We start from the raw sequence: 23,734 nt of genomic DNA, 5'->3' as shown, positions 1-23,734 counted from the left end.
CCTCGATTTAAACTAGACAGGTTCTGTTTTTATACTTAATTGCTTTTGGTTCTGTGTTATTTCCAGAAAATTAGAAATAACAACCGACTGAAGATTTTAAAGCAAATTATTAGGAGTCTAAAAAATATATTAAAACTAATTTTATATTTAAAGACTAAATTTTATGTAAATTTTAAAAATAATATGTTAGTGACATAAAAAAAAAGACACCAATTTGTTGTCGCAAATTGATGTCTTTTTTAAATTTAAATAAATACTATCTAAATCATATTCCTGAAATAAAATCATTTAAATTTTCATTTCGTTCTAAGTTGAACTTTTTTCTAAGTCGATATCTTGATGTATGTACACTTTCGAATGAAATTCCAAGTAAAGAAGCCATGTCTTTACTTGAAAAGTTCAATTTAATTAAGGCACATATTTTTAAGTCTGTTTGTCCTAAATCGGGATATTTTTCTTTTAAATTAGTATAAAAACTTTGATTAACAGCGGTAAAACGAGCCTCAAATTCTTTCCAATTGCTACTGGGCGTCCCTTGAATGGTTTTAAGCATTTTATTAATCGTTTTAACATCAACGTTTTCTTTGTTTTCCGTCAAATTAACCTTTAATCGCTCTATAAATTCATCTTTTTCAATTAACTGTAAGGCTGAAGTGGTTAATTCTTTATTTTTTAATTCCAGAATTTCTTTATTTCTTAAGAGTTCCATTTCTTGTTTTTCAGCCAAAACTTGTTTCTCAAGTTGGTGTTTGCGTCTCATATTTTTGATGTACAACCTACCATATAAAATCAAGGAAATGACAATCAACGAATACAGTATTGTTTTTAAAATCCCCAAACTTTCTTCATGTTCTAATTCTTTTATACGTTGTAATTTTAGTATTTCCTTTTCCTTTTCTTTTTGCATGCGATACTTATCATTAATTTCAAAAAGGTGTTGACTGTTCTTGCTGTTCTTACCAAATACCTGAATATTAAATAACATAGCTAAATTGGCATTTTTATAGGCATTTTTATAGTCTCCTATAGTAGCATAATTTTTAGCTAATTTTTCATGAGCCAACAACTTATAATTGGAATGACTTTTATATTTTTTAGAAAGTTCAAGCGATTTTTCAAAGTATACAATACTCTCAGATAAATCTCCTTTCATTTTATATACATCTCCAATGAGATAATTGATTATGATCAAATAGGAAGGGTCGATTGTTTCAAAATAAGACTTTGAATCTCGTAATTTAGACAAAGCCAAATCATATTTTTTATCAACTGCATCTAAGTAGGCAGCCTCTGCCTCTATATAATATACCTTAACTCCACTATTTAATTGTTTTTGGGTAATATAGCAACTGTCTAAATATATCTTTGCTTGTTTATAATTGCTATTCACCCTATAAAGATTAACAATCGAAAAATAATCCTGCAACAGAATTTCTAAATTTTTAATGCTTTTTTTGGAATGATTCTGTTTAGTCAATCGCAATGAATTATTAAAATATTGTATTGCTTCTTTATCCCTGTCATAATAGCTATAAAGCCAACCTAATGCTTGATATATTCTGGCCTTAGAAATGGTATCTTTTGATTTGTCTGCTAGTAATAATGCTTCCCAATACCCATCATAGGATTTGCCGTAATCTACAATATGCGCGTATAAAAAAGACAACGCAATTTTGTTGTTAATAATATTAATTGTGTCTTTTTCCTGCTCGTAAAGAGCAATGCTCTTTTTGTAAAAAAATATAGAACTATCAGATTTGATGTATTTTAATCGCTCCGCTTTTTCAAAATATGGATTTGATTTATAATCATTTTGAGAATGTAAATTCAAAGACAACAGAAAGATAAAAACCACCAAAACATTTATTAACAACAATTCTTTACTGAAACAAGAACAAATGTTTTTTAGATTAAGACCTTTTATGATTTTTAGAAAAGTAATTTTATTCATTTTAAGAGTTATATAGGTAAAAATAATGTAAAATTCAGACTGAACTATGACGCATATCTATTTAGTAAGCACAATGTAGTTAATGTCTAGTTAAAAAACCGAAAATGTAGTTGTAAAAAATATTTGTTCAGTTATTGTCTAGTTTAAATTAAATCGATTTACCATTTATAATGAGATATTTGCTTAAATCTTGATGTATATTTTTATGAGTTATTTTTTTAATAATTCAATTTATTTTACTTACGGAAAACTAGAAATATTTAATTCATTGCCACATCAACCATAGTTTTAATGTTTGTGTGAAAAAAATAAAAAGATAGAATATATAAATAGATATGGTTGGCAGATTCTGCATGTATCCAAAAATACCACAATACAGTTTGTTTTTATGATACACACACAGAGTATACACTTCTAAAAACTATACATATGCAAAATAACAATTAACGTGAAAGACAAAACAAAAAATTTAGCCATCAAAAAACTAATACGTATTGGTTTTCTAAATTTAGCTATTTTGAGTGCTGATGCTCAAAATATATCGGTACCTAATATTGATTTTAATTTCAATTGGAATTTTAAACTCGAAAACAATACAAATATTAAATGGAAGAAAGTAAATCTTCCACACGATTGGAGTGTTGAGGCTTCTTTCGATAAAATAAACGGTGAAGGAGCAACTGGCTATTTGCCTGGAGGAATAGGTTGGTACAAGAAAAACTTCAACTTAAAGCCTAATAAGAATCAAACGATATACATCCTTTTTGATGGGATTTATAACAATAGTCAATTGTGGTTAAACGATAAAAAACTAGGCGAGCATCCGTATGGCTATTCTCCTTTTTATTATGATTTAAGCTCTTACTTGAATAGTAATGGCGCTAATGAAATCAAAGTAAAAGTCGATCGAAGTAGGTATGCTGATAGTCGCTGGTACACGGGTTCTGGAATTTATAGAAATGTTGAATTGATTACTAAAAATAATTTGCATATTCCTATTTGGGGCACGTACATCACTACTCCTAAGGTAAGTACTCAAGAAAGTACCGTTCATTTAGAAGTTAAGGTAAAAAACAATTTCAACAAAGAGGAAGCTTTTGAAATCATTACAATATTCCTTGATGTTAATGGAAAAAAAGTAGCAGAACAATCCTCTAAAGGAAAACTAGCGTCCAAAAAAGAAGATAAATTTAGTATTAATGCAAGCATTAGTAAGCCGAAATTATGGGATGTAGAAAATCCTAATTTATACACTGCTGAAACCAGAATTGTACAAAACGGAAAAACAGTTGATGTGCACCAAACAAAGTTTGGAATCAGAACCATTAAATTTGATGCAAATACTGGTTTTTATCTCAATGGCAAAAATATGAAAATCAAAGGAGTTTGTTTGCATCATGATGCAGGATTGGTAGGTGCAGCTGTCCCAAAAGATGTATGGAAAAGACGCTTTGAAAAATTAAAAGAAGCTGGTGTTAATGCCATTAGAATTTCGCATAATCCTGGTTCAGATGAATTCATCACACTTTGTGACGAAATGGGTATCATGGTTCAAGAAGAGTTTTTTGACGAATGGGATAATCCAAAAGATAAAAGACTGAATATGAAAGAAAAATCAGTTGATTATATTACTCGAGGCTACACGGAACACTTTCAAGAATGGGCGGAACGCGATTTAAAAAACACTATGTTAGCCCATCGAAATCATCCTAGTATCATTCAATGGAGTATTGGTAATGAAATTGAATGGACGTACGAAAGAAATGCGCAAGCTACTGGTTTTTTTAATAATATGGACTGGAGCGGAAACTACTTTTGGTCGTTACCTCCTAATTCCATTGAAAAAATTAAAGAAAAATTAGAAACCCTTCCAAGAGAAAAATACGACATAGGTGTTACTGCTAAAAAATTAGCAAAATGGACCAAAGAAATGGACACTACGCGCTATGTGATTGCCAACTGTATTTTGCCTTCGTCCAGTTATGAGTCGGGATACGCTAATGCGCTGGATATGATTGGCTATAGTTATCGACGTGTAATATATGACTATGGACATGAAAATTATCCAAATTTGCCTATCATGGGAACTGAGAATGTTGCACAATGGCACGAATGGAAAGCCATTATGGAACGACCATTTGTGGCAGGTACTTTCTTGTGGACAGGTATTGATTATTTAGGAGAATCCAATAAAAGATGGCCTAAAAAAGGAACTGATAGCGGAATCCTTGATTATGCTGGATTTGAGAAACCATCCTATCACATGATGAAATCTTTGTGGAATGAGGCTCCCGAATTGTATATAGCAACTCAAAATAAAGACAAATCCATCTACAAAACTGATCCTCAAACAGGGAAAGTGGTAGAGAAAAAAATAGGTGCATGGGAAAAAGCCTTGTGGATTTGGCACGATGTCAATGAGCACTGGGAATACAAACAAGGAGAAGAAACCATTGTAGAGATTTATTCGAATTGTGACGAAGTGGAACTCTTTTTAAATGAGCGTTCGTTAGGGAAGAAAAAATTATCTGATTTTGAAGATCATATTTACAAATGGGCTGTTCCGTTTGAAGCTGGTAAATTGTCAGCCACAGGAACTAAATCAGGTAAAATCATCACTAGCGAACTCGTAACACCTAGCCAGGCTTATAGTATTCAATTGACTACAGACAAAACAACGCTTGAAAACGATGGTTATGCAGTGGCACATATTGTAGCTCAAATAGTCGATAAGAACAATAATCCTGTTCAGACTCTAAATTCTGAAATTAGTTTTACTGTAAATGGAAATCTAAAAGTACTAGGAATAGACAATGGAGCTGTGGATAATGTACAAGATTTTCAATCCAATAAAATTGTGTTGACTAAAGGGCGTTGCTTGTTCATCGTACAATCTAAAAAAGAGGTGCCTATCACGGCTACAATTAAAGCTCAATCTAAAGGATTAAAAAGCAATACAATAACTATTACAACTAAAAAAAATATAAATTAATAATTAACCAAATAAAAAAATGAATACAATAGAAAAAAGTATTGTTGGGTTGTTCTCAATGGGAATAATGTTAACCGCATCAGCTCAAACTAAGACAGATAAAGAGTTAAGATCGCTGGCTGTAAAATATAAAGACAAATATGGCATCATGGATGTTGACCATTTAAGTACTGCAACTAAAAGAGCTTTGTTATGGGATCAAAAACTAGGAAATGAATGGTTTATCGAATTTAGCGAACCGCAATCCTTAAAAGGAGATTTAGCCTATGAAGAAGGCGTGGTGCGTAGAGATCCAAGTGGTATTATCAAAGAAAACGACAAATACTATGTTTGGTATACTAAAAGCACTGGACCTACTCAAGGTTTTGGTGGTGATATGGAAAACGAAAAAGTATTTCCATGGGATCGATGCGATATTTGGTATGCTACCTCTAAAGATGGGTGGACATGGAAAGAAGAAGGAATTGCTGTTGCAAGAGGTAAAAAAGGATCCTATGATGATCGTTCTGTGTTTACTGTAGAGATTATGAAATGGGATGGTAAGTATTATTTATGTTACCAAACTGTGGAAGGTGTGTACAATGTGCGTGTCAAAGAGAAAGTAGGAATGGCTTGGTCAACTTCGCCAGACGGACCTTGGACAAAATTAGACGCACCAGTTATCGCTCCAGCTGAAAACGGAGTATGGAAAGGTAAAGAAGATAACCGTTTCTTAGTAGAGAAGAAAGGAGATTTTGATAGTCATAAAACACACGATCCTTGCATCATTCCGTTTAAAGGTAAATTCTATTTGTACTACAAAGGAGAGCAAATGGGGGAGGAAATGACTTTTGGTGGTCGTCAAATTCGTCATGGTGTGGCTATTGCAGATAACCCACTAGGGCCATACAAAAAATCACCTTACAATCCAATCAGTAATAGTGGTCACGAAATTTGTGTTTGGCCTTATAACGGTGGAATTGCTTCTTTGATTACTACGGATGGTCCAGAAAAAAACACTATTCAATGGTCACCAGACGGAATCAATTTTGAAATCAAATCTTTTATAAAAGATGCACCTCACGCTATTGGATTAAATAGAACAGCTGAAAATGAAAAAGAGCCTACTGAAACATTGCGTTGGGGGTTAACTCACAAATATAATAACAGGAACTACCAAAGTATAATGCGTTTTTCTTCTGAAAGAAAAACAACTCATGTAGCTGTTGGTGAAAAATCAGTAAACGGTAAAACTGAAAAAGCTGAAAGCATAAACAAATAAGCTTTAATTCATTATTAAAATCCCTTCTAATCCTAAGATAAAAGGAATAGAAGGGATTTTTTGTTTTCCTCAAAATCCATAAAGCACCACAAAAGTGTAGGGTTTTATGTTTCCAGCTTCTATAACAAAGCAAGATTAAAGCAATTTTGGATTCTTATAAAATCGAATAAAAACTATTCGTATAATTTCCATAATAAACTCTATTTTTGTCTTATACAACTTCCAAATAAAAATGACAGCAGAAAAAGAAGATTTAAAATCAAACTACAATGTTCCTAATTTAGAAAGAGGGTTACAAATCATAGAGTTATTGGCAACTTTTCCCAAAGGACTTACTTTGTCTGAAATTATACAAACCTTAGACGTTACTAAATCGAGTGCTTTTCGTATCACAAACACTTTGATTTTTAAAAACTATTTGCAAAAAAATGAGACTACTAAAAAAATCACTCTTTCTCGAAAAATGCTTACTCTAGGTATTTCATCTATGAATGAACAAAGTATTGTGGAATTATCTATTGATATTATGCGTGCGCTACGTGATGAATTGAAAGAGTCTGTAATGCTTGGCGTAGTATTAGGTGAAATGGGGACTATTTTAGAACAAGTATCTTCTTCATATCCTGTTAAACTTTATGTAGAACAAGGTACCCGTTTTTATTTGCACAGTTCTGTTGGAGGAAAATCAATTCTCGCATTCATGCCTGAAGAAGAAGTGACGTCTATAATCAATTCTTTGATTTTTACTAAGTTTACAGATAATACTATTGTTTCTAAAAAAGCATTTAAAGAAGAAATTTTAGAGGTGCAAAAAAATGGATACGCAATCGATAATGGCGAAGATATTCAAGGAATTCACTGTATTGGGGCACCTATTTTTAACGAATCAGGCTATCCAGTAGCTGCAATTTGGATTACTGCTCCCCACGGTCGATTACCCCGCGAGGATTTTGAAAAAAAAGGAAAAATAATTGCTAAATATGCACTCGAAATCTCTTTAAAACTTGGATATCTTGGGCGCTAAGCAATAACGATCAACTCTTTGTAGAAAGTGTCTTGTTTGTCAAGGCACTTTTTTTTATTCTGGTTTTTTATACGGAACTAGTTTTATATATGAAAAAAAATAGGTTTGATTTTGAGTTTTATAAGTTGTAATTATTATATTTGTTTCAAATAAGAAACAATTTTATTATTTGAAACAAATAGATGTAAAATGAAAGCAACCATTTACGAAGGAAATAAAACCTTTACTGTTATTGAAAAAGAAGTAGAACAACCTGATGAAGGGGAAGTTAGAATTAAAGTTGCCTATGTAGGAGTGTGCGGGACAGATGTTCATATTTATCATGGTATGATGGATAAACGAGTGAGTATTCCAGAAACTATTGGTCACGAAATGTCGGGTATTATAGACGCTGTGGGAGAAGGGGTTACTGGATTTACTGTTGGAGACAAAGTAGTAGTTCGTCCATTAGATGATAGAAAAATAAAACCATCTGACAAAGGATTCAACCACATTTGTGAAGAGTTAAAATTTATCGGAATTGATAGTCCTGGTGCAATGCAACAATACTGGAATGTGCCAGCTTTCACTTTGCATAAATTAAAAGAAAGTACTGATTTAAAATTAGCCGCTTTAATTGAGCCTTTATCAGTTGCTACACACGACGTGCGTAGAAGTGGATTGATAAAAGGGGAGACAGCTGTAGTTTTAGGTGGTGGGCCTATTGGACTATTAGTTGCTATGGTTGCTAAAGAATTAGGTGCACAAGTAATTATTTCTGAAGTAAATCCAAACAGAATTGTGAAAGCTAAAGAATTAGGTTTTGATGCTGTAAGTCCCATTGAAGTAGACTTAGTTGAATATGTAAAAAGTAAAACAGAAAACCGTAGAGCAGATGTTGTTTTTGAAGTTGCTGGTGTTCAACCTGCTCTTGATATTATGTGTGAAGTAGCTGGAATCCGTGGAAGAATTTTAATGGTAGCTATTCATGGTGTAAAAAAAGAAGTGGATTTGTTTAAATTTTTCTGGAAAGAATTAAGTTTAATCGGAGCTCGTGTTTACGAAAAAGAAGATTATGAAAAAGCAATTGATTTAATCACGTCCAATGAATTGCCATTTGAGCAAATGATTACGGATGTTCAGCCACTTTCAAATATCCAACAAGTTTTTGAAAGTATAGACAAGAATCCAGAAGGATTAAAAGTAATGATGGATTGTCAAGCCTAAACAAATAATTAATTTAAAAATTAAACAAAAATAAATGAGCGTTTTAGATACATTTAGCTTAAAAGGGAAAATAGCATTAGTAACAGGATGCAAAAGAGGAATAGGAAAAGCAATGGCTATTGGTTTGGCACAAGCAGGTGCAGATATCATTGGTGTGAGTGCTTCACTTGAAACAGAAGGAAGTGCTGTAGAAAAAGAGGTAACAGCATTGGGAAGAAAATTTAAAGGCTATACTTGTGATTTTGGAGACCGAATATCTTTGTATGGATTCATTACTGCTGTAAAAGCAGATTTTCCACAAATCGATATTTTGGTAAACAACGCAGGTACTATTTTAAGAGCACCGGTTGCAGAACATCCAGACGAAATGTGGGATAAAGTTGTCGAAGTAAATCAAAATGCACAATTCATCTTAACGAGAGAGATTGGTAAAGATATGATTGCTAGAGGTAACGGGAAAATCGTTTTCACAGCATCATTATTGACTTTTCAAGGTGGCATCACCGTTCCAGGATATGCAGCAAGTAAGGGAGCTATTGGTCAATTAACGATGGCATTTGCTAACGAATGGGCTGGTAAAGGTGTAAATGTAAATGCCATTGCACCAGGTTATATCGATACAGATAATACAGAAGCTTTGCGTAATGATCCAGTTCGTTCAGCTTCTATCTTAGGGCGCATTCCTGCAGGTCGTTGGGGGAAACCAGAGGATTTCGCTGGGCCAACTGTATTTTTATGTTCAAAAGCGGCTTCTTACATGCACGGTACAACTATGTTAGTTGATGGTGGTTGGATGGGACGTTAATAGTAACTATTAAAAAAATAGAAGATGGCACAAATTAAAGAATACCAACTATTTATTAATGGAGAGTGGAGAACTTCTACCTCTGGAGAAACAATTGATGTTTTAAGCCCTTCAACTGAGGAAGTAGTTGCAAGAGTGCAAAATGGTACTACAGAAGAGGCACTTGAAACTTTAGTATTTGCTGACAAAGCGCAAAAAGAATGGAAAAAATTACCAGCTAGAACTAGAGCTGAATTGCTATATAAATTCTCAAACGAGATCAAAGCTAATTCAGAATACTTAGCGCAACTGATTGTAAAAGAACAAGGGAAATTATTAAAAGTAGCTCGTTTTGAAGTAGCTGTTGCTTCATCATTTATTGAGTACTCTTGCGAAGGAGCTCGCAGAATCGAAGGAGATATTATTCCTTCTGATAATGCAAATGAACAAATTTGGATTCAAAAAGTACCTCGTGGAGTAATTGTCGCTATTACAGCTTGGAATTTTCCATTTGCATTAGCTGCACGAAAACTAGGGCCGGCTTTGATAGCAGGAAATAGTATAGTACTTAAACCAACTTCTGAAACGCCTTTATCAACTTTAGAATTAGGAAATATTGCTAACAAAGTGGGTATTCCTGCTGGGGTAATTAATATTCTTACTGGTCCGGGTAGAGCTATGGGGAATGCCTTAGTAAAAAGCCCAATTACCAAAATGGTAACAATGACAGGTTCTACTCCTGTAGGTCAAGATATTGCTCGTAATGCAGCGGAGAATTTGACTCATGTTCAGTTAGAATTAGGTGGAAAAGCTCCATTTATTGTTTTTGCTGATGCTGATATTGACGCCGCGGTAGATGCCGCTTTGCATTCTCGTTTTGACAACTGCGGTCAAGTATGCACTTGTAATGAACGTATGTATCTGCACGAAGATATCTATGATGTTTTCATGGAAAAATTCATTCCAAAAGTAAAAGCCCTTAAAGTAGGTGATCCTATGCTGGAAGATACCGATATGGGACCAAAAGTAAATGCTGCCGAATTGAAAGCTATGGAGCATTTGGTTGCTGTGAGTATCAAAGAAGGAGCTACAGTAGCAACGGGTGGTAAAAAACCAACAGGTCTTGGATTTGAAAAAGGATATTGGTTTGAACCAACCATTTTGACCAATGTTACTCAAGATATGACTATTGTTCACGAAGAGTCATTTGGACCAATCTTACCTGTTCTTAAGTTTAAAACTTTTGAAGAAGTTGTTGGTTATGCTAATGATTGCGAATATGGTTTGGCTGCGATGGTATTTACGAATGATATGAACACAATCATGAAATGTAACGATGAATTAGAATACGGTGAAATCTACATTAATCGTGGCCATGGAGAACAACATCAAGGTTTCCACAACGGCTATAAATTATCCGGTTCTGGTGGTGAAGATGGCAAATATGGATTTGAGCAATATTTAGAAAAGAAGACTTTTTACATTAGACATAAAGTATAAGAAAATGAATACAAAAATTTCAAAAATTGACGTTCAATTATTCATTGTCCCGCTACCAGAGGTCATGGCTGATGCTAAACACGGGGATCATTACCATTTTGAGCTCATTACTACAACCATAACTCTAGAAGATGGCAGTGAAGGCACTGGCTATACCTACACAGGGGGTAAGGGTGGACATGCCATAAAAGCGATGATTGAACATGATTTTAAGAGTGTTTTAATAGGAAAAGAGGCTAGTAATATTGATGAGATATACGACTTTCTAGAATGGCACATTCATTATGTAGGCCGTGGTGGTGTTGCTTCTTTTGCCCTATCAACCATAGATATTGCTCTTTGGGATATTAAGTGTAAAAAAGCAAATCAACCACTTTGGAAAATGGCTGGTGGTGCAGGAAATACTTGCAAAGCCTACTGTGGAGGCATTGATCTAATGTTCTCAACTGAAAAATTGCTAAAAAACATGGAAGGCTATTTGGCAAAAGGATTTAATGCTGTTAAAATAAAAATAGGTAAAGAAAATCTTGAAGATGATTTAGAACGCATCAAAGCAGTTCGTGAATTTGTAGGGCCAGATGTCACATTCATGGTAGATGCCAATTATTCAATGACAGTCGAGAAAGCAATCAAAGCCATTGAAGGTTTCAAACCATATAACATTACTTGGTTTGAAGAACCCATAATTCCAGATAATTATAAAGGATATGGAGAAATTGTAGATAAAACAGGGTTTCCTCTAGCTATGGGGGAAAATTTACATACCATTCATGAGTTTGAATATGCTTTTGAGCAATCCAAACTGTCATTTGTTCAACCGGATGCTTCTAATTGTGGTGGCATAACGGGATGGTTGGCGTCAGCCAGATTAGCTGATAAACATGGAATTCCTGCTTGTTCACACGGGATGCAAGAATTACATGTCAGTTTAGTATCCGCTCAACCTAATTCAGGTTGGTTAGAAGTGCATAGTTTTCCTATTGATGAATACACCACAAGACCGTTGGTAGTAGAAAATTACAGAGCTGTTGCTCCTGATTATCCTGGAATTGGCGTTATTTTTAATTGGGAAAAATTAGCCGTTTATAAAGCAAAATAACCACATAGAAAATGGGAATAACCAAACACATATTCGGAACATTTCAAGATAAAGAAGTTTTGCAATTCACGTTGACAAACACACAAGGAATGTCTGTGTCAATCATGAATTATGGGGCAACTATAACCGCTATAAAAGTACCAGACAAGAATGGGGAAGTTCAAGAAATCACTTGTGGATTCGACACATTTGAAGGTTATTTATCTAAACCTTATCAAGAGAACTCTCCTTATTTTGGCTGTACTGTAGGACGTTACTCGTCTCAAATAAAAGAGGCAAAATTTAGTTTAAATGGTAAAGAATATAAACTAGTCCAAAATTGTGGGAGTAATAATCTTCATGGAGGAAAAGAAGGGTTTGATAAAAAAATATGGGAACTAGAATCTCTTGAAACGCTTGAAGCCTCTTCATCCATAAAAATGGTATTAGAAAGTAAACATCTGGAGGAGGGGTTTCCCGGAAACGTGGTAATTTCTATTGTTTTTTGTTTAAATGATAGTAATGAATTAAGCATTGTATATACTGCAATACCAGACCATGACACGCCTTTATCACTGACCAATCATACTTATTTTAACTTATCAGGTTTTTCAGAAAGTATAGAAAACCACCACGTACAAGTAAATACAAACAAACGGTTACAATTAGATAGTTCGGGTGCTGCTACAGGAGAGATTGTACTAGTTGAAGGACAACCGGATGATTTAAGAGTAAGCAAACACATTGGTTCTGTCCATGATGCTATGAATGATGGGTTTGAACATTTTTACATTTTTGACAATCCAAATGAAATACTGAAAGAAGTTGCAGTGATATCATTAGCGTCTAATGATCAAAAAATTACAGTTTCAACTACCGAACCTTGTATGTTACTCTATACAGGTAAATATACTTCTGGCGAATTAGCCAGAGAAAATGGAAATCAATTTGGTAAATTCAGAGGGCTTTGTTGCGAAACACATCGATACCCAAATGGTCCCAACTTAAAAAACGCACCTAATTCCCTAACCAAGGCAGGTGAAAAATTTAAAAGTGTAACCATCTTTAAATTTGACTTTTAAAATAACTTATACAAACTAAACTTTAAAACATTATGATTGATGGAATTATTTTAGCAATCGGAGCGGGACTTATGCTGGGTCTTTATGCTCTACCCGAAAAATTTACTAAAGATTTTAAATTTGAAAATACTTGGAGTTTATTTTTCATGTTGACCATGTTTTTAGTTCCTATTATTGCCTCAATAATACTCATAAATAATTTTGGCAGTGTTTTTTTCTCTGTACCAACAAATGTTCTGATAAAAATGGCGGTTGCAAGTCTATTATGGGGTATTGGTGTTATGATGTGGGGCAAGGCTATTAATCACATTGGGTTGTCTCTGGGGTTTTCTATATTTATTGGGACTGTCATATTAGTTGGTTCAATTCTACCTTTTGCCGTTGAAGGATTACCTCAAAAAAATGTACTTCTAACCATACTGGCAGGTATTTTTGTAGTACTCTTAGGTGTGCTATTTAATGGGCAAGCTGGTATTACAAGAGAATTAGATGAATTAAAATCAGGACAAAATATAAAAGGAAAAGGTGAGATGATTATGGGGATTACTATTGCAGTTATTGGTGGTTTATTAGCTACTGGTTTTAGTTATGCGAACGCTGTTGGTAGACCTTATATACATGAGGCCTGTCAAGCATCAGGAAACCCCGAATGGGTAACAGCAGTAGCTGTTATGTTTCCAATATTTATTAGTGGAGGAATTGTAATGACTTTATATTTTGCTTGGCAGCTATCCTCAAAAAAAGCTTGGGTTTGTTTTAAAACACCCAATTTTAGAAAAAACTTTATCCTAATTTTAATTATGGCCATTTTCCATTATGCTGCCTCAGCCCTATTTGCATTTGCAGCTTTTAAATTAGGAGAAATTGGGAACACCGTTGGTTATGCAATTTTTAACACCTCTTGTGTGGCAACTGCAATAGTAAGCGGGATTGTTACTAAGGAATGGATTAACGCATCAAGTAGAGCAAAAAAATATTTATACATAAGTTTGACGTGTATGATAATTGGGATTTCTATAATTGCCATAGGAAACGGAATATCTTAAAACAAAAAAACAAAATAAAAAATATACAGTTCAATGGTCACAAGATGGTATTAATTTTGAAATCAAAGGGGGTTAAAAAGTGTAGCTCATCATTGGCTTAAATAGAGCTGCTGATGCTGTAAAGAATCTACAGGAATTTTAAGATCTGGATGTGACACATCAATATAGAACTTCAGATTCGTTTATTATTGAGTTATCCTTCAAAATAAAAGACATACGTTTTGTATTTTGGGTAATCTGTTTCATTTGTTACAAAACGATTAATATATTTTTGACAACTAGTGATAAATATATTATATAAAAAAATTATGAAAAAAAATATGGTAAAAAACAAATTAGTTTACGCTTCAAGTTTATTCTTGATACTTTTAAGTACATCATGTAGTAGTGCAGAAGATGCAGTTGCAGATACTGAAATCCCTGTAATAAATTGTCAAGCTAACATTACTGTTACTATTGCCTCTACGGAGAACGAAGCCAAAGTAGATTATATTATTCCTAAAGCGACAGATAATGTTAGTGCAATGGTTACACAAACAAGTGGGCTGACTCCTGGCGCCATGTTTCCCATTGGAACAACAACTAATATCTTTCGGGCAAAAGATGGGGCTGGTAATATAGCTACATGTAGTTTTGATGTTGTTGTAACTAGAAATGCACCATCAAACAATAAACCTTATTTTATTGGAAATGATCCGACACCATCTGGTAAAAAATGGACTAAGGTTGGCGAATTATCAGATGAATTTGAAGGGACTTCTTTTGATGATAATAAATGGCATAGAAACCCTGCAACAGATGGTTTTAATTGGATTGGGAGAGCTCCAGGATTATTTGAATCTGATAACGTTACAGTGAGTGATGGCAATTTAAACGTAACTGTTGAAAAATTCACTTCACCTAAAACGGTAAACAATACGGTTTTTACTCATGGAGGTGCTATTATACGCTCAAAGGTACTAGCAAAACCTGGTCAATATTATGAATGTAGAATGAAAGCTAACAAGACAATCATGTCTTCTACGTTTTGGATATCTTTTAAACAAAATTGCAATACGGGACCTGTTAGAAAACTAGAATTGGACATTCAAGAATGTGTTGGACGCGTTCATAGCGGAACCGAAGCATGGGCAAATAATTGGGATCAAATTTTTGCTTCTAATACATGGAGACACAAACAGACGTGTGATGTTGCTACATCACTACAATCACCGGGTAAAACTGCATTGACCGAGAAAAATAATTCCAGATTTTTTGTCTACGGATGTTGGTGGAAATCACCTACTGAAATTTTATTTTATTTAGACGGTAAATTCACACATTCTATAACCAATCCTCCAGCAGATTTTGATCTTGAAGGTTATATTACAATGGCTATGGAAACGTATGATTGGAACCCTGTAGACGAAGCAGGTAGTGTTTTCACTTCTGGATCATTTGATGATTTAACGACTAAATATGATTGGGTAAGAACTTGGAAATTAGAAAACCAGTAATTCGATACTAATTATTTTTTTACAATAGCGCCCTAAGTGTGAAAAAGAGGGTTGGATTTTGTCTATCAAATTATTTTTGAATTTGTACAACAAAAAAATGCCCTCTTGTTGTAAATATTACTTTGTTATGTCAAATGATTTCTATATTAGGCCGTTAAGAATTCAATATATTAGTTAAAAATAAGAAAACTGACTAACATAATAAAAGGATTTAATAATTGGAATCATTTAGTTTCGTAGCTTTTCTGTCAATTTGCAAAAAGTAAATCTACCCTATATATGAATAACCGACTCATTTTACTAATGGGAATCTGATTTTTTGGGATAAACAAAGTTTCTTCAAAGTCTTCTATCAGTCATTAAAATAGAGCTGTTTCCACGAGCTCATTAAAGTGTGTTTTTTTCAATTGCTCAAGAGTTTTTTAGAACAGCATCCAAGATTTAAACAGCTTAAATTTAGAATTAAATCAAAGTTTTTTACTTGACTCAATAGCATTAGTTTAAGTTTGTCTTAGGAGATACACGAGACCCAAAGAAGCTGTTGGAATGCATACATTATTTAAATTTTTAAAGGAATTAACTTGCTTATGTTGATAGAGAAATTCCTGATGATAAATGAGCTGACGAGATCCCTTTTTTTTTAAGAAGTGTGATTGTAGTCGATCGATTTTGCAATGACTTTTTTCTTTTAATTTGTTACAGTAACGGAGTGTTTTCTGGTTAAACACAATTTACGATTTATCATGATGTAATAAAAAGATTGCGCAAAAGTATTGCTAATAAATTATTAAAGATAATTTGGTTGAATTGAAAAATGAGCCTTAAAAAATAAATTTCCAAACCAATTAAGATATGTTGTTATTTGTGATGACTAAAATAAACAAGCCCATTGAGCTTATTACAAATCAGTTCAATTGGTCGTCAAACATTATTGAGGAATTATTTTGAAGCAGGTGATAAATAGAATGCTTTTCAAGGATAAGACAGTTACTTCAGATAAAATCATTAATAGAGATATCTGAAAATGCTGTTATGATTCAAATCTGGATGGCTTTAATAACGATTCTTATTCTAAGTACAAAAGCACAATTAAAGTTTGATTGGTATTTATAAAATTTAATAGTCTTCCCTATGATTGAGTTTTTTTATTTAAGAATAACTAGCAAAAATAGACTAGGTAAATCCTTAGGGGTATATATTGTTTCAAAAGCTTAACGATTATCGACTATATTGAAAAAATAAATGCTTTATTCGAAATAAATGAGCTCTAATTAACATACTACGACTTCAATTAAGTGATATATTTGTTTATATAATTTTTTAGGTACTTAATTATGTGTAAAATGATTTCATTTTCAAAAATTTTTTTTGTGCTGTTTTTATTTTATTTTCAAAATAAAATATTATCACAAGAATCAGTTTATTTTCAACATTTAACTACAAATAATGGTTTGTCTCAGAACGATGTCAACGACATTTATCAGGACAAGCAAGGATTTATGTGGTTTGCGACTCATGATGGACTAAATAAATATGACGGTTATAGTTTTAATGTTTATAATCCAGATTCTAATAATCCAAAAAGTATAAACAGTAATTTAATTTATTCTTTAACTGCTGATCATAATGGGAATTTATGGTTAGGCACTACAGGAAATGGATTAAATTATTTTAATAAGTCTTCAGAAACTTTTATTCATTATACTCATGAAGAAGGGAATTTAAAAAGTATAGGTAGTGATCACATTAATGCTCTTTATTTAGATCAAGGGAATAAGTTATGGATAGGTACAAATGATGGATTAGATTTACTAGATCTTAATAAGATATCTGGTGGAATTAGTTTTAAACATTTTAATCTGAACGTTGAAGATAATGTTTTGAGTTTTAAAAAAAATACTATTTTTTCAATTTTTGAAGATAGTAAAAATCAATTATGGGTAGGTGGTTCAGAAGGTTTATATAAACTTTCAAGAGACAAAAATGGTGATATTTATTTTAGATTAATTAATGAAACTATAGGATTGCCAAAAAGTACTGTAAGAAGTGTTAAAGAGGATATGTTTGGTCGTTTAATTATAGGAACAAGTTCTGCTCTTTTTTTACTTGATAGAAATGATAATTCTCCGAAGGTAAATAAGGTTTATGATGGTTTTTTTAACGTTATAGCTATTTCTGAAAATAATATTTGGGCAGGTACAAATAATGGACTCTTATATTTTAATAGTGCTAATAAAGGAGGAATACCCGAATTTAAAGGACGATATGTTTACGATCCTAGAAATCCTAATAGCCTTAGTAAAAATATAGTAAAATCTTTGCTTGTAGATCATACAGGAATTGTTTGGGTTGGAACCAATGGGGGTGGAGTCAATAAGTTTGATCCCAAAAGAAAACATTTTAGACATGTTAGAAAAACGCTAGATACTAAAAGTCTTAGTTATGATAAAATTAGGGCTATGTTTGAAGATAGTAATGGCACTTTATGGATTGGTACAGAAGGAGGAGGTTTAAATATGCTTCTAAAAGAGGATGCTAATAAAAACTATAATAATTTTAAAACTTTTGAAACCATTTCCAAACCGTTTGCTTTAGCAGAGATTAAAAAAGGGAATACTAAAAAATTATTTATTGGTGCTGAATCTTCCCCTGGGTTATTTATATTGGATATTTCAAACCCCAAGGGTATAAGTGAAAGTAAAATTGAAGCAGTAAAAGAAATAACACATAGTGTTTTTTCAATTATCGAAGACAGCCATAAAAATGTTTGGATTGGCACTTATAATGGAGGAGTAAATCGTTGGTTGTATCAAGGAGATAAAGTTCCTTACAAGAAACAAGTATTTTTACATTCAAACAAAGATTCTGTTAGTATTTCAGATAATATTATTCGTAACATTTATGAAGATAGTAAAGGTAATATTTGGTTTGCAACTGCCAATGGATTAAGCTTGTTGACGTCAAAAGAAATTACGTCATCTAAACCTAAATTCAAAAATTTCAAACACAAGTCTTCAGATAATAAGAGTATTAGCCATAACTACATATTAGAATTATTTGAATCAAGAAACGGCGATATGTGGATTGGAACTTTTGGAGGAGGACTCAATAAATACGTACAGCCATTAAAAGGGAAGTCGGCTTATTTTATAACCTATAATGATAAAAAAGGTCTCCCTAATAATATTATTAAGGGGATTCTAGAAGATGATTATGCTAATTTGTGGTTATCTACAAATAAAGGGTTATCAAAATTTAACCCTAGTAAAGAGTCTTTTAAAAACTATGACGTTAATGATGGTTTACAAAACAATGAATTTCAGGAATTGGCACGTTTAAAGCTAAAAAATGGTGCAATGCTTTTTGGGGGAATTAATGGATTTAATATGTTTTATCCAGAAGATATTATTGATAATAGACATGAGGCTGTAACCGTTATTACAGATTTTTTTATCTCTAATAAGTCGGTTAAGATTGATGAGGAAATTAATGGACGAGTTATATTAAATAAATCAATAAATTACACGCAAAATATTGAATTAGAATATGATGAAAATAGTTTTTCTTTTGAGTTTGCAGCCCTACATTATGTAGCTCCACTAAAAAATCAATTTGCTTATAAGCTTGAAGGATTTGATAAAGATTGGATTTATACTACATCAAAAAAACGATTTGCGACTTATACAAATATTCCGCCGGGGAGCTATATTTTTAAAGTGAAAGCATCTAATAATGATGGAATATGGGATTCAACCCCAACAGAACTTAAAATCGAAGTAATTCCACCTTTTTATCTAACTAAATTTGCCTATCTTTTTTATGTTATATTAATTATTTTAGCGTTGTTTTTATATCGAAAATTTACAATAATTAATACAACTAAAAAACACCAATTAGAGCTAGAGCATGTTGAGAACGAAAAAAATGAAGAATTACAAAAAATAAAACTAGATTTTTTTACCAATATATCTCATGAGTTTAGAACCCCATTAACCCTTATAAAAGGGCCAATTGAATATTTACAAAAAAATAGTGAGAATTTGAATCAAAAAGAATTGCAAGAGCAATATGCTTTAATGCAAAAAAACTCTAGCTATTTAATGCGCTTGGTCAATCAATTATTAGATTTTAGAAAAATAAATCAGGGTAAAATGCGATTGGTAGTTCGTAAAAGTAATATCGTTTCTTTTATTAAAGAAGTGACAGAGCTTTTTCAATTTTTATCTCACAAGCAACTAATAGATTTTAAAATCGAAACTTCAAATCAAAATATTATAAGCTGGTTCGATCATGATGCAATAGAAAAAATAATAAATAACTTACTCTCTAATGCTTTTAAGTTTACTCCTGAATATGGTGAAATTTCGGTTAAAATATATGAAGATTTAGATGATAACAACTTGCCAGTTGTTGTTATTCAAGTTATAGATTCTGGCCAAGGTATACCAGAAAATAGATTACATACTATTTTTGAAAAATTTTATATTGAAGAAGATAAAAATAAAAAAAATCCACAAGGTGTTGGTATTGGCTTGTCCTTTACTAAAACTCTTGTTGAACTTCACAGAGGAACTATTGGAGTTGTGAGTAATGTAAATGAGGGTACTCAATTTACGGTTAAATTGCCTATGCATAAAGAGGCATATTTAAATATTCCAGAAATTGTTTGTAAAGAGGAATCCGATAGTGATTTTTTAATGCGATCATCTGAAAAAGAATCTTTTGCAATTGATTATAATGATGATTTATTAGATGATGGTATTACCAAATCAAGATCAAAGTTACCTATTTTATTAATTGTGGATGACAATGCAGACATCAGAACTTTCATAAAGCAAGTATTGAACAAAGAATATGAAATATATGAGGCTGAAAATGGTGAAGAAGGTTTTAATGTTGCTAATAAAATCACTCCAAATATTATCATTACAGACTTACTCATGCCAATAATGGATGGGCTTGAATTATGTGAAAAATTAAAGACGACTAAAACGACTAGCCATATTCCAATTATAATGTTAACAGCAAAACTTTCACAAGAAAGTGAACTTAAAGGACTTAAAAATGGTGCAGATGATTATATTAGAAAGCCTTTTGATACGGAATTGTTAAAGGTAAAATTGAAGAACATTATAAAGAATAGGGATGAATTAAGACAACGTTTTAACCGTGAAATTAATTTGCAACCAAAGGAAGTAACAGTGACCTCTACTGACGAGATTTTCTTGCAGCAAGCTATAGAAATTGTAGAGAAACATATGATGAATACTGATTTTAGTGTTGAGATGTTAGTGAAAGAAATGAGACATAGTCGTAGTAATCTCTATCTGAAATTTAAAGAAATAACGGGGCTTTCGTCAAGTGAATTTATTAGAAATATTCGTTTAAAAAGGGCTGTACAGTTATTTGAACAAAGTGATTTATCTGTTAAAGAGATTATGTATATGACTGGTTTTAATACTGCTTCCTATTTTGCTAAGTGTTTCAAGAAACAGTTTGGTGTTATACCAAGTGAGTATGTAAGACAGAACGATAGGAAAGAGGATTTAGAGTAGTATTTAATCATCTATATTGCATAATATTTGTAAAATTAGGGCTTCCTTTTTATGGTTAAAGTCTTGATTTATATGATATTATTCTATGCCTTTTAGGAATGAATCATTTTTTTATTTATAATTATTGTTCAACTTTAATAAAAACAAAGCCACTATTTTATTCGAAATTTAAAATAGTGGCTTTTAAGGAATGATTTATTTGTTTTTTAAAGTTGAAATACTTTTTCAAGAGGAATCCATTTTTCACCATCTTTAGCCCAAGGCAATTCTTGTTGATAATTCCACATTAAGTTTTCCCATTCTTGAACTTTTGGATTAATGGCGTCCAGTTCTGCTTTTTTGACAGGATCGAAAGTTTCATCCACTTCCATAATCATAAACATACGATTTCCTGTTAAGTAAATTTGCATATCTACAATTCCAGCATCTTTAATACTTTTGGTGATTTCTGGCCAGGCATTACCAGCGGCATGGTATGCTTTGTATTCTGCAATTAATTTTGAATCATTTTTTAAATCGCATGAATAGCAATATCTTTTTGTGCTCATTTTTAATTATTTTTAGATGTTTTTAATGTTAAATATCCGTAAAAAGCTACTATTGCTAAACACAGCAAAGGTAAAATAAATGAAAAATTGACTTCTGGTATGAAACCAAAAATTTTCAAGTCAGAAAATCCAGGTCCTCCCCAATCTAAAATACTTGCTTGTAATAAAGGCATCAATGCTCCACCTACAATAGCCATAACCAATCCTGAAGAACCTATTTTAGCTTCGTCACCCATATCTTTCAATGCAATTCCATAAATAGTTGGAAACATAATAGACATGAATATAGATATTGATATTAACGAAATTAAACCTGGTATCCCCTGTAAAATTATGGTTCCTGCAGCACATATTATTCCGCCAATACCAAAATATATTAGCATTTTGGATGGATTTATGGTTTTCATCATTGCTGTACCAATCCACCTACCTGCTAAAAATAAAAGCATTGCAGCAATATTGTAATTTGTTGCTGTTATGTTAAGATTGTATGTAGCATTAATATTATCTACATACTGATACATAAATGTCCAGCATAAAATTTGAGCCCCTACATAAAATGCTTGTGCAATTACACCAGTAATATAATTTTTATTTGCTAATAATTTTTTGATAGAATCTGAAACAGATATCTTTTCTTCTATTATTGCTTTGGGCATTTTTGTGAAAATAATAATGATTAGAATTAATAAAACAAAAAGTCCTAAACCTATATAAGGTATACTTATGATTCCTAAATCATTTTCTCTGATTGCAGCCAAATCTGCAGAGGATAATTGTTTGAATGTTTCTGGTGTATAATTATTAGATTTAATATTACCAATAACCAATTCTTGTGCTAAAATTAGACCAGTTATTGCACCAATAGGATTAAAAGCTTGTGCTAAATTTAATCGCTGCGTTGCTGTTTCACTATTTCCTAAAAATAGAATTAAAGGATTTGATGTTGTTTCTAAAAAAGCTAAACCACAAGTGATGACCCATAATGAGACAAGAAAAAAAGTGTAATTTTGATAATGTGCTGCTGGATAAAATAAAAATGCTCCTGTAGCATACAAAATTAAACCTAGGATTATTCCTGATTTATAACTATACTTTCTTATAAAAAGAGCAGCGGGAAAAGCCATAAAAAAATATCCAAAATAAAAAGCCATTTGTACAAATGAGGCTTGTAAATTTGAAAGTTCTGGCATCACTTTTTTGAAGGTTGATACCATCGGAGCTGTTAATTCATTGGCTATTCCCCATAGGGCAAATAATATGGTTATGATAATAAATTGAAAGGCTGTTTCCTTACTTACAACGGGTGTTTTTTTTGTTAAATTCATTAAAATAGTTTTAAATTATATGGAAATCATAATATACAATACTATGATGATTAATAGTTATAAATGATTTTTAGATAATCATCTATGGGTTTATTTTGATAATAATGAACGATCTAGATTTACATAACCGCCATCTACAGTAATGAACTGTCCTGTAGTATGAGAAGAACGTTCAGAGATGGTAAATAAACAAGTGTCTGATATTTCTTCTGGAGTAGTCATTCTATTTTCAAAAGGTATTTTTTCTACAATTGATTTTAACTTTTGTTCACTATTTTCTAAGGTTTTTATCCAATCATCATATGCAGGAGTCCAACTTTCGGCAATAATAATTGCATTAACTCTTATCGAGTATTTAATTAAATCAACTGCCCATTCACGTGTCAATCCTAAAACACCACCTTTGGCAGCGGCATATCCAGAAGTGCCTCCTTGACCTGTTAAAGCTACCTTTGAACCAATGTTCAAAATATTTCCTTTTGATTCTTTTAAATAAGGTACTGTATGTTTTACAATCATAAAATAACTCACCAAGTTTAGTTTTAATGAATCCATAAATTCTTCGTAACTAGATTCTAGTCCAGCGCCATCATTTACCCCTACATTGTTTATCACAATATCAATACGGTTGTATTTGTTAACAATAGCTTTAATTGCATTTTTTATTTGTTCCGGATCAGACAAATTACTTTGACAAAAAATAGCATCTATACCTTGATTTTGAATTTCTTTTACGTATTCAAAACCCCTAGCATCTTTGTCTATAATTGCAGGAATAGCTCCTTCGGCTACCAATTGTCTTAGGATTGTTTCTCCAATACTTCCTCTAATTCCTGCAGCACCTGTAATGACTACAATTTTGTTTTTTAAATTTAAATTCATG

Annotated in this window: 15 protein-coding genes; 11 read left to right on the top strand and 4 right to left on the bottom strand. The window is 32.1% G+C overall.

What is annotated here, in order from left to right; all coding sequences use genetic code 11:
- Nucleotides 1-265 precede the first annotated feature (265 nt).
- Nucleotides 266-1,951, bottom strand: coding sequence for a hypothetical protein (locus tag BUB89_RS16370; protein WP_083552898.1), 1,686 nt, complete (start codon nt 1,949-1,951; stop codon nt 266-268).
- Nucleotides 1,952-2,399: 448 nt separating this feature from the next.
- On the opposite strand from BUB89_RS16370, the gene BUB89_RS16365 reads away from it, so the two are divergent.
- The 11 genes from BUB89_RS16365 to BUB89_RS16315 all read left to right on the top strand — a co-directional run bounded on the left by BUB89_RS16365 (nt 2,400) and on the right by BUB89_RS16315 (nt 20,975).
- Nucleotides 2,400-4,943 (top strand): glycoside hydrolase family 2 TIM barrel-domain containing protein, encoded by a 2,544-nt coding sequence (locus BUB89_RS16365; protein ID WP_234982681.1) that lies wholly within the window; start codon nt 2,400-2,402, stop codon nt 4,941-4,943.
- Nucleotides 4,944-4,962: 19 nt separating this feature from the next.
- Entirely contained in the window at nt 4,963-6,204 is a 1,242-nt protein-coding gene (locus BUB89_RS16360) for a glycoside hydrolase family 117 protein (RefSeq protein WP_083552895.1), read from the top strand.
- 232 nt (nt 6,205-6,436) lie between these two features.
- Nucleotides 6,437-7,228: an IclR family transcriptional regulator gene (locus BUB89_RS16355; protein WP_073247025.1), complete on the top strand. Its 792-nt coding sequence runs from the start codon at nt 6,437-6,439 to the stop codon at nt 7,226-7,228.
- A 189-nt stretch (nt 7,229-7,417) separates the two neighbouring features.
- The gene (locus BUB89_RS16350; protein ID WP_073247023.1) at nt 7,418-8,434 is read left to right on the top strand and encodes a zinc-dependent alcohol dehydrogenase; all 1,017 of its coding nucleotides are present in this window, start codon (nt 7,418-7,420) and stop codon (nt 8,432-8,434) included.
- Nucleotides 8,435-8,468: 34 nt separating this feature from the next.
- Nucleotides 8,469-9,239, top strand: a complete 771-nt coding sequence (locus BUB89_RS16345) for an SDR family NAD(P)-dependent oxidoreductase (protein ID WP_073247020.1) — start codon at nt 8,469-8,471, stop codon at nt 9,237-9,239.
- 24 nt (nt 9,240-9,263) lie between these two features.
- Nucleotides 9,264-10,718: an aldehyde dehydrogenase gene (aldA, locus tag BUB89_RS16340; protein ID WP_073247018.1), complete on the top strand. Its 1,455-nt coding sequence runs from the start codon at nt 9,264-9,266 to the stop codon at nt 10,716-10,718.
- Between the two features lie 4 nt (nt 10,719-10,722).
- Nucleotides 10,723-11,817: a mandelate racemase/muconate lactonizing enzyme family protein gene (locus BUB89_RS16335; protein WP_073247016.1), complete on the top strand. Its 1,095-nt coding sequence runs from the start codon at nt 10,723-10,725 to the stop codon at nt 11,815-11,817.
- An 11-nt stretch (nt 11,818-11,828) separates the two neighbouring features.
- Nucleotides 11,829-12,878 (top strand): aldose epimerase family protein, encoded by a 1,050-nt coding sequence (locus tag BUB89_RS16330; protein ID WP_073247014.1) that lies wholly within the window; start codon nt 11,829-11,831, stop codon nt 12,876-12,878.
- Between the two features lie 32 nt (nt 12,879-12,910).
- On the top strand, nt 12,911-13,924 hold the full coding sequence (locus BUB89_RS16325; RefSeq protein WP_073247011.1) for an L-rhamnose/proton symporter RhaT: 1,014 nt from the start codon (nt 12,911-12,913) through the stop codon (nt 13,922-13,924).
- Nucleotides 13,925-14,232: 308 nt separating this feature from the next.
- Nucleotides 14,233-15,420 (top strand): HYR domain-containing protein, encoded by a 1,188-nt coding sequence (locus BUB89_RS16320; protein ID WP_141384481.1) that lies wholly within the window; start codon nt 14,233-14,235, stop codon nt 15,418-15,420.
- Nucleotides 15,421-16,763: 1,343 nt separating this feature from the next.
- Complete coding sequence (locus BUB89_RS16315) at nt 16,764-20,975, top strand: hybrid sensor histidine kinase/response regulator transcription factor (protein WP_159434585.1); 4,212 nt, start codon at nt 16,764-16,766, stop codon at nt 20,973-20,975.
- A gap of 206 nt (nt 20,976-21,181) precedes the next feature.
- Here BUB89_RS16315 and BUB89_RS16310 read toward each other — a convergent pair whose 3' ends face one another.
- The 3 genes from BUB89_RS16310 to BUB89_RS16300 all read right to left on the bottom strand — a co-directional run bounded on the left by BUB89_RS16310 (nt 21,182) and on the right by BUB89_RS16300 (nt 23,733).
- On the bottom strand, nt 21,182-21,523 hold the full coding sequence (locus BUB89_RS16310) for an L-rhamnose mutarotase (protein ID WP_073247006.1): 342 nt from the start codon (nt 21,521-21,523) through the stop codon (nt 21,182-21,184).
- A gap of 2 nt (nt 21,524-21,525) precedes the next feature.
- Nucleotides 21,526-22,851 carry an L-fucose:H+ symporter permease gene (gene fucP, locus BUB89_RS16305; RefSeq protein ID WP_073247004.1) on the bottom strand — a complete coding sequence of 442 codons (1,326 nt, stop codon included), beginning with the start codon at nt 22,849-22,851 and terminating at the stop codon, nt 21,526-21,528.
- A 90-nt stretch (nt 22,852-22,941) separates the two neighbouring features.
- The gene (locus BUB89_RS16300) at nt 22,942-23,733 is read right to left on the bottom strand and encodes an SDR family oxidoreductase (RefSeq protein ID WP_073247056.1); all 792 of its coding nucleotides are present in this window, start codon (nt 23,731-23,733) and stop codon (nt 22,942-22,944) included.
- Nucleotide 23,734 lies beyond the last annotated feature (1 nt).

The sequence above is a fragment of the Flavobacterium flevense genome (assembly GCF_900142775.1).
Classification (GTDB): domain Bacteria; phylum Bacteroidota; class Bacteroidia; order Flavobacteriales; family Flavobacteriaceae; genus Flavobacterium; species Flavobacterium flevense.
Note: the sequence above shows the minus strand (reverse complement) of the source record. Positions and strands in the feature narration are given on the sequence as shown.

Bases quoted from the DNA above. Each gene is read 5' to 3' on its own strand.
- BUB89_RS16370 (WP_083552898.1), bottom strand. From the start codon at position 1,951: ATGAATAAAATTACTTTTCTAAAAATCATAAAAGGTCTTAATCTAAAA.
- BUB89_RS16360 (WP_083552895.1), top strand. From the start codon at position 4,963: ATGAATACAATAGAAAAAAGTATTGTTGGGTTGTTCTCAATGGGAATA.
- BUB89_RS16355 (WP_073247025.1), top strand. From the start codon at position 6,437: ATGACAGCAGAAAAAGAAGATTTAAAATCAAACTACAATGTTCCTAAT.
- BUB89_RS16350 (WP_073247023.1), top strand. From the start codon at position 7,418: ATGAAAGCAACCATTTACGAAGGAAATAAAACCTTTACTGTTATTGAA.
- BUB89_RS16345 (WP_073247020.1), top strand. From the start codon at position 8,469: ATGAGCGTTTTAGATACATTTAGCTTAAAAGGGAAAATAGCATTAGTA.
- aldA (WP_073247018.1), top strand. From the start codon at position 9,264: ATGGCACAAATTAAAGAATACCAACTATTTATTAATGGAGAGTGGAGA.
- BUB89_RS16335 (WP_073247016.1), top strand. From the start codon at position 10,723: ATGAATACAAAAATTTCAAAAATTGACGTTCAATTATTCATTGTCCCG.
- BUB89_RS16330 (WP_073247014.1), top strand. From the start codon at position 11,829: ATGGGAATAACCAAACACATATTCGGAACATTTCAAGATAAAGAAGTT.
- BUB89_RS16325 (WP_073247011.1), top strand. From the start codon at position 12,911: ATGATTGATGGAATTATTTTAGCAATCGGAGCGGGACTTATGCTGGGT.
- BUB89_RS16320 (WP_141384481.1), top strand. From the start codon at position 14,233: ATGAAAAAAAATATGGTAAAAAACAAATTAGTTTACGCTTCAAGTTTA.
- BUB89_RS16315 (WP_159434585.1), top strand. From the start codon at position 16,764: ATGATTTCATTTTCAAAAATTTTTTTTGTGCTGTTTTTATTTTATTTT.
- BUB89_RS16310 (WP_073247006.1), bottom strand. From the start codon at position 21,523: ATGAGCACAAAAAGATATTGCTATTCATGCGATTTAAAAAATGATTCA.
- fucP (WP_073247004.1), bottom strand. From the start codon at position 22,851: ATGAATTTAACAAAAAAAACACCCGTTGTAAGTAAGGAAACAGCCTTT.
- BUB89_RS16300 (WP_073247056.1), bottom strand. From the start codon at position 23,733: ATGAATTTAAATTTAAAAAACAAAATTGTAGTCATTACAGGTGCTGCA.